Below are 15,742 nucleotides of genomic sequence, written 5' to 3'. Positions count from 1 at the left end.
CGGCTACTTACGGAATGACAGGCGCAGCGACATGTAAATTTCTCTGAAATTCTTCAATAATAGCCTGGTTTTCATGCTCGTATTGTAATCCCATTTCCAGTTCACGATTTACTTGTGATAAACGTTTCCGATACATATTAATGCGATTGAGCATATATTCGATTCCAAGATTTTTATAGTGTAACAATTTTAGTTCGTCATATTGACTGATTTTTACAATGCCTTCCGGATAAGCTTCATGTGCTCCCGGTTTAAAATTAATCTCCGTAATCCGGTGAGGATCAAATAAAATCATTTTATTGAAATAGTGGCTTGGAAATCCGGTTTTAACAGACTGTGTTATACTTTTTGTGGCGTCAGGATAATATGCTGATATCATTTCAAATCCATGAGGTTGAAAGATCGATTTGTTGGTTAAATGAACAGTCAGAAATGATTTTATTTCGGGGTGATACAAAAATTCATCCATGTCACAAACGATAACAAAGTCGGCTTTTCCTCGTGATTGTTTCCATGCGTTGTTTTTGATTTGTTGATGGGCAAGGTCATTAAATGTGCCTCCAGTGTCATATTTGAGAACGGTGATATTGGATTGGGCTGAAAGCAACGAATCCGTAGTATCGTCGGAATAGTTATCATAGATATAATAATGATCCACAAATTCGTTGTAGTGTATTAAGAAGAACGGAATGATTTTTTCTTCGTTCCAGCAGACAGCATAAAGGTGTACCACGGGATGATGAATGCCCAAGATCCGTTTTTTGATCTGCCATACTCTGCAAAGGACCATATTGCATGCCAATTGCAAAAGCGTTTTGAGGCGGTGTTTTTTCTGGAAACGGATATTATAATGGGTAAAGAAGGTCGTAAGCATGGCATTTAAAATTCGATCTGGTGAAATTTAGCGGTCATAATACCAACGGGGAACTCTTTCCTGACTTTGAATCCCCACCAATAGGCCGGTGCATAAATTTGGGCAGAAGGTTTGTGCGACAAATAAGCTGCCCACCAGGCAAACGTGCTATTGGCAATAATGGCAATATCTGCATGTTGAATCAACTGAAAATCGATAATTGAGGGATTCGTTTCAAACCGATAATTAGGATGGTTGCCAAAATCATTTTTGACGCTTTCGATATCGTCGCTGATAAACAAGATAACATAGTCGTCCAGTTGTTTAATCTGCTCAAACGCTTTTTGATAGTAAGTAAGTGGCAGGGCAATGTTGACTCCTCCAATGTCATCGTATCCGACGAGATTGTAGTCCTTTCTTCTTAAATGGACAACAATGGTTTTGTGCGTACGGAAAAGTTCTCCGTATTTATTTTCAAAAGCGTTACGATATGATTTTTTGATCCGGAATCGTCTGCGAATGGTGTCTGGGAATGGTTGAAAATAGCGTTCGGACTGGAAAAAGCCGTCGTAATAACAATTGTTCTCAATGTTGTCTAAGAGATGCCATTCATTGTCATCTATTTTTGTCTTAATCATATGCTTTACCAGTTTTCTGCATACGCGTGAATATTGCCGGGTGATTTTGGGATAAGAAAACACAAAACGGGTAAAAGGATCCAGTTTAAAATACTCCAGTTTGAAAGGATAGTAAGGTGTATTTAAAAATGGGATGAAGCGGGTATGTAGCCGTTTTGCATTTGCTGCTCCAAAAGCGTATTGAAACAGTTGATTCCCCATTTGGCATTTCAGTGAGACAATGATCATTAGTGTATGTTTATGCCTGAAAAACTTTGGCAAATGATGCCATAATACTTATAAACCGTCTGACTAGCCTCCATAGCCAGGGATGTAGCATGATGGTTTTAATATTTCCGATGTATTTAGTGCTCTGCTCGCTTTTTAATTGTTGCAATGTTTGATAATCAGCTAAGATTCTTTCCGGAAAATATTCGCTTAATATTTGCGTCCTTTCGTTGTTTTGTAATTCTGAGAATACCTGGTTTTGACTGATTCCCATCATATCAAAATAGATGATGGTTTTATTCAGGTAATAAGTAGAACAGTTTTCAAAAATGATTTTTTCAATCTGAAATTTCCAATCGGAAGCTATTTTATAATGTTCATCATACAAAGTATCAAATAATGTTGCTTTGTGGAAAGTTGCCTGATGCGAGATGGTTCCCGTATAAAGCAGGAACCCAGTGAGTTTAGTAGGATATGTTTTGAATGTAATATGTTGCTCATTATAGAATAGGGCATCGTTACCATACAGAATATCTTCAGTTCTGTTCAATGCAAATACTTCTTTGAGAATGGACTCTGAATACAACCAATCGCCTGAATTGAGAAATTGCAAATATTCTCCTTCCGCTTTTTTAATGCCCTTATTCATGGCATTATAAATACCTGTATCGGGTTCACTTATCCAATATGTAATTCGATCCGCAAATTGTCTGATAATATCTACGCTTTCATCAGTACTTCCTCCGTCAATGATGATGTATTCAAAATCGGTGAAAGTTTGGTTTATCACGCTTTCTATGGTTTTACGTAATCCTTCGGCGTTATTGAGGTTGATGGTGATGATAGATAGTTTAGTCATAACAATTGCATCATAATTTACTTAACCATATTCCCAGAAATCGGTCGTAAACCATATATCCTCTTTCCGATTTGTAAATAAGTTCTTTCTCGAGCAATTTATTTAATGCACGAGTTATGCTGCTCACATTTTTAAGTCCGTATTTGGAAATAAACTGACCGGCATTGATTTGTGTTACGATCTTTTCTTTTGCCACTGCTTTTAGTAAATTTACCTGAACTGACGAATAAGCATTGAGCAATTCCTGATAACTATACGTGTTTTCTTCGAGCAATTCATGCAGGGCATAATAGACTAACTCCTGTTCATCTATGTTTGTGCGATATTCGTAGAGACGATTGAGCACTGCCTGTACATACCAGGTGTGCCCTTCGAATAGAGTGTAAACCGTATCAAAACAAGCTTCGCTCAGGGTAAATCCTGCCTTTTGAAAATGAAAAGAAGCAAATTGATAATAGCGCTCGCGGGTTACCACATCTAAAGTCATCAGTTGTGTGCTTTGGTAAAAAGGTCGCTTAGCCGATAGAAATATCTCGCTCATCAGGTGCTGCCTGCTACCCGAAAAAATAAATTTCACATTGGTTGAAAACTGTATATACGAGCGTAAAAGTGCTTCTGTCCCTTTTTCAGGGTATTCGGCAACCTGTTGAAATTCATCAACAGCTATGTAACAACGCTTGCCCGACTGCTGCAAATACGAAAAGACTTCCTGTAGACTGTTATGAGCTGTTTCCGTTTCAATCTTCACACTTAATTCGGGTTGTCCGCTCAGGGAGTCGTACGAAAGCACCGGACGAAAACTTTTGAAGAAAGCAGCAAATCTTTTCATTGCTTTTTCCAAATTATCATCTACTTTTCCCAATACATTTTCGGCAAATAGCTTTACAAAGTCATTCAGATTTTGAGTAGCATAAATATCTATGTAGATGCATACAATATTGCTTTCTTTTTCAGTGAGTTGATAAAAAACGTGGCGGATAAGCCCTGTTTTTCCGTAACGGCGTGGGCTCATCAACGAAATATTTCTATCGTTATCCAAAGCCGAAATAATTTTTGCCGTTTCCGTTTCACGATCGCAAAAATAATCGGGACTGTGATAGCCTGCGATCAAGAATGGATTGTACGGTTTATTCGTGGTCATTGGTTGATAATTCCTTTATTGGTTCATTGTTGCAAAGCATGTATTGGCTGAATATCAGGGTGCATGTTTGTCTGGTACGACAAAATTACAAACAATATCGCATAATGCGATACGCAATGTGCGATATAAATTATTATTACTCAAAATCGGTATAAGTCCGCCCCATATATTCCATAATTTTATGCAGTTCGTAGGCGTTGTTGTGGTTGATGGTGATGATAGAAAGTTTGTAGTTCGTTTTTTTCTGAAATAGATTAAACAGAAGGATTGCCAATGCGTTTATAGCAAACCTCAATATCTTTTATTGCAATAATGTTTTCGTATGGATAGTGTAATTTTTTTTCTTGCAACTGTAATCTATTTGTGTCCTTATCATATGAATACCAATTATATCCAAATGATTTTACATAGTCAAATAATTCGCCACAATAATAACCTGCTGCAAATGCATTTGTTTCCGTAAATTCTACTAACAGAACAGGGGCCTCTGTTGAAGCTAAAAGTTTAGAGGCTCCTTTTAATACATTTAATTCCCACCCTTCTACGTCAATTTTCATTAAATCTATATGTTGAATTTGATTTGTTTCATCGTATTCATCTAAGGTAATTGTATGCACATTAGTTATATTACTATTATTAAGTTCATTTAGATTTGCAAAACTATTCCATGCATCATACCCGTTAGTAGACAAGTGAAATGGCAAGATTTCTTTTGAGTTGGACAATCCAATATTCTCTAATATAACATTAGAATATGAATTTAGTTGGATGTTCTTTTCTAATCTGGAAAAAGTAGAGGGAGCTGGTTCAAAGGCGTATACTGTACCCTGAATACCTACTATATTGGCAGCATATAATGTATATAGCCCGATATTAGCTCCAATATCATAAAAACAATCTCCAGGAGATAAGAATTTTCTTAGAAACATGATTTCTGTTTCTTCAAAGCTGAAATAAATATATTTGCATAATAGGCTGTCTTTGTATAAAATAATTTTAATATTGTCATCCAGTTTATGTTGAAAATAATCTGAATTCTGTGTGAAATTTGCTAGCCATGTCGTTTCTTTGATAGCTTCTGGATCAATAGTTTTTTCTCGTTTCCTAATATAATAGGAAAGCCAGCGTCTGCAAAAATTAGCGATTTTGACATCAATTGCTTTATGCATAATGTTTATTTAGTTATGATTTTATTCTCCCACATGATAAATGGATTAATTATGCCAGGTCTGTAGTCTGATATGTATACTTTATTTATACCATCTACGTTATAATAACTTAGTGGAATTTTTATGCTATCGTATATTATCCATCTAACATTATGAATTCCTACAGAAACACTTAGAATATATTCTCCTTCTAAAAATAAATTATTAGGTATTGTGGCTTTGGATTCATAGATTCCTTTATTTATCGTTTCAATGGTATCAGAGTGGTCATCGTGGAATGATCTGAAAATTACCATGCCTGTTTGTGTATTTATTAGGTCAAAACCAATTCTCAATGCATAAGTTTCCTTCAATACTTCATATTTAAAATATACTTCTATGTCCTTGTTGGTATAAAAGGATTCTGCTGTCTTTCCTTCTTGTACTGCGTAAACATTAAGAAGTTTAAAGTTCTTATCATCGACTTGTTTACTCAATTGCTGTTGTATGTTTTCTAATTTTGCAAACATACTATCTTGTAAATAAAATGCTACCCCTTTGTCAACATTTCCAATAAAACTAACAGATCCATTTTTTAAGACGCAAATATTTTTACATAATTGTTGTATTGCCCCCATATTATGACTAACAAACAATACCGTTCTCCCATCTCCATGGGAAACATCCTGCATTTTGCCAATGGCTTTTTTTTGAAATTCGGCATCGCCAACAGCCAACACTTCGTCCACAACCAGAATTTCAGGTTCCAGGAATGCGGCTACGGCAAAGCCAAGCCGTACTGTCATCCCGGAGGAATATCGTTTTACCGGCGTATCAATATAACGTTCCACACCTGCAAAATCCACAATCTCATCAAACTTCCGGTTGATTTCAGGTCGTGTCATTCCCATGATTGCTCCGTTCATGTAAATGTTTTCCCGTCCTGTCATTTCGGGATGGAAGCCGGTGCCTACCTCCAGTAAAGAGGCGATACGTCCTTTCGCTTTAATGATGCCTGTTGTAGGAGTCGTTACTTTGGAGAGAATTTTAAGAAGGGTGCTTTTTCCTGCGCCGTTTTTACCGATAATGCCTACTACATCCCCTTGTTCCACTTCAAAATTAATATCTTTCAGCGCCCAGACATATTCACTGGTTCCTTTGTGGGCGCGGTCGTTTATTTCACCTATCTTCAGGTATGGGTCTTCCCGGCGCAGCATATTCATCTGCCACCAACGGTTGAGGTCGTGCGATAGTGTGCGGGTGGAGACCAGCCCGAGGCGGTATTGTTTGGAGATGTTTTCGAATTTAATAGCCGTCGACATGTAGTGGATAGTGTAAAGTTTATGGTGTAAGATATTAATGAATTAGTCGTTTAATCGTTTTTTATAGGCATTTTTCAATGCACTTAATTTTATTGCAACCTTATCGACTGCCGATTTCTGGGATTCAAATTGTTCTTTGGTTATATATTCTAAGTCTAGAGCAAGATAAAATTGACAATAAACTTCCATAAGTGATCCATAGGCTATTTCAATAAATCGTATTTTTTCTTTATCTGTCGTTCTGGAAGTGCCTTCAGCAATATTTGAAGCAATTGAAACAGACGCTCTTTGTATTTGAGAACATAATCCATATTTTTCGTGTTCAGGCATAGTTTTTGTCAACGTATAAACATCCACTACAAAATTACGAGCATCTTTCCATACCTCTAAATTCTCGAAACTATACTTGCGTTCCATCTTGTTCTGTTTTATGTGGTTTTTTACACTTTACACTATACACTTTCTTCTTTACACTGTATCCATAAACGATCGCTCTACCTTGTTGAATGTGATGATGCCAATGGCCAGGATAAAAAGCATAAAAACAAAACTATAGGTTAGCATCCCCCAACTGAATACGCCAGCTCCGAGGGTGCTGTACTTAAAGGCTTCTATGATGGATGTGAGCGGATTGAGTGCCATGATCCATTGCCGGTGGGGAGACATCATGCTGAGGGGGTAGATCACAGGGGTGGCATACATCCAAAGCTGGACAATAAAGCCGAATAATAACGTTAAGTCGCGGTACTTGGTCGTCAGAGATGAGATCAGGATACCGAACCCCAGGGATAGGCCTGCCATGATGACTAACAGAACCGGAAACAACAGAAGGGTTACATTCGGATGAATGGGGGTTCCGATATAGATATAATAGAGATACACCAAGAGGAATAGTCCCAATTGTATGGCTAACCGGATCAGGCTTGATGTGATTGTCGACAAAGGTACTACAAGGCGCGGAAAATAGACTTTCCCGAAGATGGAGGCATTATTAGTGAAAGTCGATGAGGTACGGTTCAGGCACTCGGAAAAATAATTCCACATTGAGATGCCTGCCAGGTAAAAAAGGGGTTGCGGAAGTCCGTCAGTAGAGATATGCGCAATGCCGCCAAAGACAATCATGTACATGATGGTTGTAATGGCAGGTTGAATGATAAACCAAAGTGGACCCAAGATGGTTTGCTTATAGGAAGTGGTAATGTCGCGCTTTACAAACATATACCATAAGTCGCGATAACGCCATACCGCTTTCAAATCAATGTCAAGGAGTCTGTTTTTGGGTTTGATGACGGTGGTCCATTCCTCGTTTTCGTTGTTCATGGGCAAAAGGAGAATAAAACGGGTTCAGAAAGCAAAGATAAGTAAAAAAATATTCTTTGATATCCTGCGGATCGAGATTATCTCTCATTGTCAGACTCTGCCCCGTTATGAAAACGCTCCTTGTCTACCGACAGCTGCTCCCATCGCTCCATTTCTGCTGCAAGTTGTTGTTGTAATTGTTGGTATTCTTCAAAAGCAGATGGATCATTGTCTTCATTCAAAGCAATTTCAAGTAGGGTAATCTCTTTTTCAAGCCGGTCAATGGTGCTTTCGATTTCTTCCAGTTGCCTTTCCAGTTTTTTTAATTGGCGGTTATATTCTTTTCTTGCCGAATATTCCTGTTTTGTGTCGCTCCCCGGTTTGCTGATTTTTATTGTTGTGGGAGAAGTTGAAGCGGGGGTTCGTTCCAGTTCCTGCAGGGATTCCATTTTTTTATGACGAAGAAAGTCGTAAATTCCACTCAGATGTTCGCGTACTTTTTGTTGTCCGAATTCATACACTTTGGTAGCCAGCCCGTCAAGAAATTCGCGATCGTGCGATACGATGATAGCGGTGCCGTCAAATGCTTTGATAGCGGATTTCAGTACATCTTTGGAAGGAATATCCAAGTGATTGGTAGGCTCATCCAGAATCAGAAGGTTGACGGGTTCAAGCAGCAGACGAATCATAGCCAGCCGGCTTCGTTCTCCACCGGACAGCACTTTGACTTTTTTCTCTGAGGCTTCACCTCCAAACATGAATGCTCCAAGGATATCGCGGATTTTGGTGCGAATATCACCCACGGCAACATCGTCGATGGTTTGAAAAACCGTTTTGTTTTCATCGAGCAGTGATGCCTGATTCTGGGCGAAATATCCGATCTTAACATTATGTCCAAGACGAAGTAATCCGGAGTGATCTGTTTCTCCCATTATGCATTTTACCAAAGTGGTTTTCCCTTCTCCGTTTTTTCCTACAAAAGCTACTTTCTCTCCCCTGCGGATCGTAAGGCCGATATCTTTTAGGATAACTTTCGTATCATAAGTTTTGGTCAGATGTTCAATTTCGAGTGGTAACGTTCCTGACCGGGGAGCAGGCGGAAATTTAAGATTTAGGCGTGATGAGTCGATTTCGTCCAGTTCAATGCGTTCAAGTCTGGCCAGTTGTTTAATACGGGATTGTACCTGCACAGCTTTGGTGGCTTTCGAGCGGAACCGTTCGATAAATTGCTCGGTATCCTGAATCAATTTTTGTTGATTCTCGTATGCCCGTTGTTGTTGCTCAAGCTGTTCCCTGCGCAAGGTGACATATTTCGAGTAAGATACCCGAAAATCATGGATATGACCCAGCGACAGTTCAATTGTCCGGTTCGAAACGTTATCCAGAAAAGCCCGGTCATGAGACACCAGCATTACTGCCCCTGATTGGTTTGTCAGAAAGTTCTCAAGCCATTGTATGGATTCGATATCCAGATGATTTGTAGGCTCGTCCAATAACAAAAGATCGGGTTTGCGCAGCAGGATTTTTGCTAACTCGATACGCATCCGCCAGCCACCGCTGAATTCATCGACCCGACGATCGAAATCGGCGCGCGAAAATCCTAATCCTGTCAATGTCTTTTCTGCTTCAGCGTGATAATTGCCTTCGCTGATCAGGTGCAGATATTCCGTTTGGTGCGTCATTTGCTCTATCAACCGGTGATACTCATCCGACTGGTGATCGGTTCTTTGTGACAGTTGGGCAGTCAACTGGTCAATGGACTGTTGGATTTGCAGGATTTCCCTAAAAGCAGATTCTGTTTCTTCCATAACCGTCAGCCGGCCTGCCGGCAAAAGATGTTGGGGCAGATATCCGATGGTGATATCGGGCGATTTTACGATACGTCCTGATGTTGGATTTTGTTCTCCTGCGAAAATTGAGAGTAGGGTTGTTTTTCCTGCCCCGTTTTTCCCAACCAGAGCAATGCGATCTTTGGGATTGACTAAAAAAGAGATCGAATCGAAAAGTGTAAAACCGCCAAACTCGACGGTCAGTTGTTCAGCTGAAATCATTTGTTGATGAGGCGCATTTTAAGTAAAGATTTCATGTGAGGGTAATTCCCCCGGAAAAGATGACCCTGAATGCGTTATATTTGCAGGTATAGTCATAATTGATTGCAAAGATACTATTTTTGTGAAGTGCCGCCAAATGAGCCCAAAACGTCATGTTTTCAATGATAACTTATTTCTAAGAGGTGTTGATAATCTGTTCGTAAAAAGGATTTGGCAATTTCAAGTTGATGATTTAACTTTGTCTTTGATAAAATCGAACGGAGCAATGTATTCCGTGATTTTAGTTGTTCAATTTCATTTATCTAACTATTTTTTCCGACTATGAAATTTGTTGCTTCCAGTACAGCTTTGCTAAGTCATTTGCAGGCTGTTAGCCGTGTCATAAATTCGAAGAATACGATGGCTATTCTCGATAATTTTTTGTTTCAAATAGAAGGTTCTTCTTTGAAAATCACTGCCTCGGATTTGGAGACAACCATGATTACCTCGATGGAAATTGTAGATGCGGAAGGGGAGGGGAGTGTTGCCGTGACAGCCAAACTTTTATTGGATACTTTGCGTGAATTTCCGGAGCAACCGCTGACTTTCGAAATTGATGATGAAAATCTGGCAATGGTGATCTATTCTGAAAACGGGCAATATAATTTTATTGGACAGAATGGCGATGATTATCCACTTTTGCCGGCCATGCCTGAATCGGCCAAATCGATTACCATGGATGTGGCAACGCTTAACGACGGCATACAATCTACCTTTTTTGCTGCCGGAGACGATGAGTTGCGTCCTGTGATGATGGGTATTTACTTTGATCTTACTCCCGAAGCTATGACGGTGGTTGCTACCGATGCCCATAAGCTGGTTCGTTTCCAAAACAGCGAAGCCCGCAGCGAGGAAGCCTATTCTTTTATTCTGGCGAAAAAACCGGCCAATATGTTGCGGAATATTTTACCTAAGGAGAGCGGTGAAGTCCTGATTCGTTTTGACGATAAAAATATTTGTTTCATTTTGCCTACATATACGTTGTATGCCCGTCAGATCGAAGGTCGTTACCCGAATTACAACGCGGTTATTCCCATGAATAATCCGTATAAGGTGATTGTTGACCGTGCGACTTTGTTGAATGCGGTGAAGCGTGTTTCTGTATTTTCAAATCAGGGAACGAGTTTGATCAAATTGCATATTGAAAATGATCAGATTGTGATTTCCGCTCAGGATATTGATTTTTCTATTTCTGCCGAAGAGTCTTTACGCTGCCAGTATGAAGGGGAACCTTTGTCAATTGGTTTTAAATCGTCATTTCTGATTGATATTATTGGCAATCTGGCTTCCGAATCAATTATACTGGAGTTGTCGGATCCTTCACGCGCGGGCATTTTTATGCCTTTTGAACAAGCGGAAAAAGAGAATGTTTTAATGCTATTGATGCCTATGCTGCTAAACAATTAATATTTTATTTGTTTTTTATTCACGCAGGTCATTTGAAAAAATGGCCTTTTTTTCAATTTAAATTACCAAGTATGAAAAAGCAGATTTTTTTAGTAGGTCTTTTTTTGACGATTCTTTCGTTTGGATTTTCTGCATCGGCACAAACCGGTGAAGTGAGAACCATTAATGCTGCGCAGTTTAAGCAGTTGATTTGGAATTATGACAGGAATCCATCTGTGCATCTGGAATCCAGATTGCCTGTTCTTGTCGATTTTTTTGCCACATGGTGCCCTCCGTGCAAACGTCTGTCTCCACTTGTTGACCAGTTGCAACGTGAGTTTAAGGGGAAAATAATTGTTTATCGTGTTGATGTTGATAAAGATCCTGTGTTATCACAGCAAATGGGTATTCAGGCCATGCCCACCCTGATGTTTTTCAATAAACAAAACACCCGATATGAATCAGTTGGTTTTGTCGACTATCAAACGCTAAAGCAATTAGCTATTACAAAATTACTTAGAAGATAATATTGTCATTGAGATTTATAAAAAATCATCCGCAGCAACTATCGATAGATGCATATGATTATGAATTGCCGGATGAGCGAATTGCAAAATTCCCTTTACAGCAACGAGATGCGTCAAAGTTGTTATTGTATCGGGAGGGAGGAGTCAGCCATACAGTGTTCAGCTCGTTGGCTGATTATCTGCCTTCGCAAACCCTTCTGGTACGAAATAATACAAGGGTTGTACAGGCCCGCCTTATTTTTCACAAAGCGACGGGAGCACGTATAGAGCTGTTTTGTCTGGAGCCTTTTTCTCCATCGGATTATGCATTAATGTTTCAACAAACCGGTTCATGTCAATGGATCGGTTTGATTGGAAATGCAAAGAAATGGAAAGAAGGTGTTTTATCGCGACCTTTCGAAATAGAGGGTAATCTTTATACATTAAAAGCTACACGCGTTGCGTCACATGGCAAAGCATATGTGTTGCAATTTGAATGGGATGCTCCTGTTTCGTTTGCCAATCTTTTGGAAAAGGTCGGAGAATTACCTATTCCACCGTATCTGCATCGTGAAGCCCAGGCTTCCGATAAAGTGACTTACCAAACCGTTTATGCTCAGATTGAAGGATCAGTGGCTGCTCCTACGGCAGGTTTACATTTTACCGAATCAGTCTTGTCTGATTTGAAGAAAAAAACGATTGAGTGGGTAGATGTAACTTTACATGTGGGTGCCGGTACCTTTCAGCCAGTGAAGGCAGATGCCATGAAGGATCATGAAATGCATACAGAGAGCATAGCGGTGACCCGTGATGTAATCCGGCGTTTGCTTGAACACAAGACGCCTCTGGTAGCTGTGGGGACTACATCCGTGCGAACACTTGAAAGTCTTTATTTTTTAGGGAAAAAATTGCTTGTGAATCCATATCTGTCTGATTTTCATATAGATCAGTGGACTCCTTACGAGAACGATGATTTTAATCCTTCTAAACAAGAAGCACTGAGCGCCCTGATAGATTATCTCGACCGGTTGCATGTGGCTGAATTGCATGCTTCAACGCAGATTTTGATTGCTCCTGGCTATACGTTTCATTTGGTAGATGCATTGATTACTAATTTTCATCAGCCACGCAGTACGTTGTTGCTTTTAATTTCCGCTTTTGTTGGCGACGACTGGCAACGTATTTATGAATATGCATTACAAAACGATTTTCGGTTTTTAAGCTATGGAGATAGCTCATTGCTTTTCCCAAAAAAGGCTAGTGTGTGAAATTTGGGTTATTCTGATATTTAACTATTTGAAAAAATATAACATAAAAAGTCCATGTGCTGCCAGATAGCATGAAAATAAGGGATTATGGAATTTTATTTGTCTTGTAAAAACAAAATTATCTGCCAATGAGTAACGAAAATAAGATCACTTCCTCGTTTCAAAAAGAATATTTACTATCCGATATGATGGCTCATTTTGGAGTGAATTCTTCTGATTTACAGATGGTCATTCATGAAGCCATGTCAACGGGAGGGGATTTTGCGGATCTGTTCTTTGAACACACTTTTGATTCGATGTTGAATTTACGCGATGGAGAAGTCAATGCAGTTTCTGCCAATATTGATTTTGGAGTAGGAACCCGTGTAGTCAATGGAGACCAGACGGGCTACGCCTACACCGAGACAGTTACTTTGGAAGAAATGCTGAAAGCTGCCCGTACGGCTTCGCGTATCGCCCGGGAATCGACTCCGCATCATGCGGTAGCTTTAGATGCCAGTCGTGATGTGTCGTCCTTTTATCCCCTTGTACAGTCTTGGGAAGAAGGGAGAGTAGAACAAAAACGACCTTTTCTGCAAAAGCTGAATGATCGTATTTTTAGCTTGAGTAATTATGTGTCGCGGGTACTGGTGTCGCAAACAGATACTACTTCCTATATCCTTTATGCCAATTCCGAAGGTGTTTTGACATGTGACTACAGGCCAATGGCAACATTGTCGGTTACCTGTGTCATGGAGAAAGACGGTCAAGTGGAAAATGGACGTGCTGCACGGTCGTTCCGCATGGGAACCGAATTCCTGACAGAGTCGCTGGTGGAGACACTAGCGCAGGAAGTGGTAAAGCAAACATTGTTTCTGTTTGATGCTGTTTCTCCAAAAGGAGGCGAAATGCCTGTTGTAATGGGTGCCGGTGGTTCGGGAATTTTATTGCATGAAGCCATAGGACATGCTTTTGAGGCGGATTTTAACCGGAAAAATATTTCTATTTTCTCTGATCAGTTGGGGAAGAAAATTTGTCATGAATCGATATCTGTGGTTGACGATGGTACTATTGCGTTCAATCGGGGAGCGGTTAATATTGATGATGAAGGAGTAGAAGGACAAAAAACATATCTTGTAAAGGATGGTATCCTAACGAGCTATTTGCACGACAGGATCAGCGCTCGTCATTTTGACGTTCCTCCTACAGGCAACGGGCGCCGTCAGTCATTTCGGTTTGCACCTATTCCCCGTATGCGGGCTACTTATATGGAGAACGGTCAGGCAACCGAACAGGATTTGATTACTTCTGTAACAAGAGGTATTTATGTTGATTCTTTCACGAACGGTCAGGTACAGATAGGAGCTGGTGATTTTACGTTTTTTGTTAAAACCGGATATTTGATTGAAGATGGGAAACTAACTCAACCTATCAAAGATATTAATATTATCGGCAATGGTCCTAAAGCTTTGTCTGATATTAAGATGGTTGCTAACAATTATGCTATGGATAACGGAACATGGACTTGTGGCAAAGATGGACAAAGTTGTCCTGTAACCTGCGGCATGCCATCGGTATTGGTATCAAAGTTGACCGTGGGTGGAGCAACCGAATAAATCTTTTTAGCGAAACTATTATTTACGATTAAAATGATATCAACTAATCAGAAAGAATTAGCCTTGTGGTTGAGGGATTACTTGTTGAGACACGGGGTGCAGGCTTGTCGCATCGGAATGTATTCAGGAACTGACAGTTCATTTGAAGTTCGCGACGGAAAAATAGAGCATCTACAGCAAGCTGAAGAAAATCAATTGATCGGTTATTTATTTGTGGATGGGCGTTATGGCTCTTTCTCCACAAACCGACTGAACAAAGAAGAACTGGAACATTTTTTTTCCCAGGCAATTGTTTCGACTCGTTTGTTAGCCGTTGATGAAGCCCGTCACTTGCCTGATGGTAATCGTTATTTCAAGGGTAGCGATCAGTTTTTATCGCTTTATGATCCTGATATTGCTAAGCTTGATCCTGATTTTAAATTGAAGGCTGCTTTTGATGCTGCTGCAGAGATTGACCGTAACGATGCCCGGATTATTTCGGTAGCATCTGCCTATGGGGACAATGAAAGCTTTACGTATTTGATTGACAGTAATGGATTAGAGATTGAAAGCGCTTCCTCATCGTGTGGCATTTCAGTGAGTATTTCTGTTCAGGGAGAAGGTGATGCCCGCCCCGAAGCGTATTGGTATGATCAGGCTTTATCATGGAAAGCTTTGCAAAAAGAAGGTATAGGAGTAACTGCATTAGATCGGGCCCTGATGAAAATAGGGCAACGTAAAATACAGTCTGCTGCCTATCCGATGGTTGTTGAGAAAAATGAAGTACGGACATTATTGTCACCTCTGCTGAATGCTTTAAGCGGGGCTGCGTTACAGCAAAATAATTCATTCCTGATAGGAAAGCAAGGGCATAAAGTTGGATCGGATAAATTGAATTTAATAGATAATCCATTATTGCCCCATACGATCGGAGCGCGTGGATTCGATCGCGAAGGTATTGCTTTGAAGCCGCTTAGTGTGTTTGATCATGGCATTTTGCAAAACTATTATATCGATACCTACAACGCCCATAAACTGGGTGTTGATCCTACCACAGGATCTCCATCCGTACTACAGTTCAATTTAGGAGACAGTGATCGTCAAGCACTTTTGAAGCATCTTGATACAGGTATTCTGATTACTGGTTTTAACGGAGGAAATTGTAATAGTTCCACAGGCAATTTTTCCTATGGTATTGAAGGTTTCTGGGTTGAAAAAGGAGATATCCAGTTCCCAATTGGCGAAATGAACCTAACAGGCAACATGTTGGCTTTGTGGAATCATCTGGTTGAAGTGGGCAATGACCCGATGAAGTCGTCTGGCTGGCAGACTCCAAGTTTATTGTTTGATGCCGTTGATTTTAGCGGGATATAGGCTGAAGTTTGTTTTATAATTTCTTTCTCAGGAGATGCAGACGTGCTTTTTACAAAAGCATCAGTGTACTTTTCATG

The 15,742-nt window shown here is 39.9% G+C and carries 14 protein-coding genes; 5 read left to right on the top strand and 9 right to left on the bottom strand.

The window, feature by feature from the left end:
* Positions 1-7: 7 nt before the first annotated feature.
* The 9 genes from FHX64_RS12460 to FHX64_RS12420 form a co-directional block, all read right to left on the bottom strand.
* A complete protein-coding gene (locus FHX64_RS12460) occupies positions 8-874 on the bottom strand; it encodes a glycosyltransferase family 2 protein (protein ID WP_183414155.1) in 867 nt (288 codons plus the stop codon).
* A gap of 5 nt (positions 875-879) precedes the next feature.
* A complete protein-coding gene (locus FHX64_RS12455; protein ID WP_183414154.1) occupies positions 880-1,719 on the bottom strand; it encodes an alpha-1,2-fucosyltransferase in 840 nt (279 codons plus the stop codon).
* Positions 1,720-1,729: 10 nt separating this feature from the next.
* Positions 1,730-2,557, bottom strand: coding sequence for a glycosyltransferase family 2 protein (locus FHX64_RS12450; RefSeq protein WP_183414153.1), 828 nt, complete (start codon positions 2,555-2,557; stop codon positions 1,730-1,732).
* Positions 2,558-2,567: 10 nt separating this feature from the next.
* Complete coding sequence (locus FHX64_RS12445) at positions 2,568-3,698, bottom strand: AAA family ATPase (protein WP_183414152.1); 1,131 nt, start codon at positions 3,696-3,698, stop codon at positions 2,568-2,570.
* A 254-nt stretch (positions 3,699-3,952) separates the two neighbouring features.
* Positions 3,953-4,867: an FkbM family methyltransferase gene (locus FHX64_RS12440; protein WP_183414151.1), complete on the bottom strand. Its 915-nt coding sequence runs from the start codon at positions 4,865-4,867 to the stop codon at positions 3,953-3,955.
* 5 nt (positions 4,868-4,872) lie between these two features.
* Positions 4,873-6,168, bottom strand: a complete 1,296-nt coding sequence (locus tag FHX64_RS12435) for an ABC transporter ATP-binding protein (RefSeq protein WP_183414150.1) — start codon at positions 6,166-6,168, stop codon at positions 4,873-4,875.
* Positions 6,169-6,210: 42 nt separating this feature from the next.
* A complete protein-coding gene (locus FHX64_RS12430) occupies positions 6,211-6,585 on the bottom strand; it encodes a four helix bundle protein (protein WP_183414149.1) in 375 nt (124 codons plus the stop codon).
* A 51-nt stretch (positions 6,586-6,636) separates the two neighbouring features.
* Positions 6,637-7,488, bottom strand: a complete 852-nt coding sequence (locus tag FHX64_RS12425; RefSeq protein ID WP_183414148.1) for an ABC transporter permease — start codon at positions 7,486-7,488, stop codon at positions 6,637-6,639.
* Positions 7,489-7,565: 77 nt separating this feature from the next.
* Positions 7,566-9,518, bottom strand: coding sequence for an ABC-F family ATP-binding cassette domain-containing protein (locus tag FHX64_RS12420; protein WP_183414147.1), 1,953 nt, complete (start codon positions 9,516-9,518; stop codon positions 7,566-7,568).
* A gap of 321 nt (positions 9,519-9,839) precedes the next feature.
* On the opposite strand from FHX64_RS12420, the gene dnaN reads away from it, so the two are divergent.
* The 5 genes from dnaN (at position 9,840) to FHX64_RS12395 (ending at position 15,665) form a co-directional block, all read left to right on the top strand.
* Positions 9,840-10,964, top strand: coding sequence for a DNA polymerase III subunit beta (dnaN, locus tag FHX64_RS12415; protein ID WP_183414146.1), 1,125 nt, complete (start codon positions 9,840-9,842; stop codon positions 10,962-10,964).
* 71 nt (positions 10,965-11,035) lie between these two features.
* Entirely contained in the window at positions 11,036-11,470 is a 435-nt protein-coding gene (locus FHX64_RS12410) for a thioredoxin family protein (RefSeq protein ID WP_183414145.1), read from the top strand.
* Positions 11,471-11,487: 17 nt separating this feature from the next.
* Entirely contained in the window at positions 11,488-12,717 is a 1,230-nt protein-coding gene (locus FHX64_RS12405; RefSeq protein WP_183414524.1) for an S-adenosylmethionine:tRNA ribosyltransferase-isomerase, read from the top strand.
* Between the two features lie 128 nt (positions 12,718-12,845).
* Positions 12,846-14,312, top strand: a complete 1,467-nt coding sequence (locus FHX64_RS12400) for a TldD/PmbA family protein (RefSeq protein WP_183414144.1) — start codon at positions 12,846-12,848, stop codon at positions 14,310-14,312.
* Between the two features lie 33 nt (positions 14,313-14,345).
* Positions 14,346-15,665: a TldD/PmbA family protein gene (locus tag FHX64_RS12395; RefSeq protein WP_183414143.1), complete on the top strand. Its 1,320-nt coding sequence runs from the start codon at positions 14,346-14,348 to the stop codon at positions 15,663-15,665.
* The last annotated feature ends 77 nt before the right edge of the window (positions 15,666-15,742 follow it).

The sequence above is a fragment of the Microbacter margulisiae genome (genome assembly GCF_014192515.1).
Taxonomy (GTDB): domain Bacteria; phylum Bacteroidota; class Bacteroidia; order Bacteroidales; family Paludibacteraceae; genus Microbacter; species Microbacter margulisiae.
The sequence above is the reverse complement of the archived record's forward strand: the minus strand, read 5'-3'. Positions and strand labels throughout refer to the sequence as shown.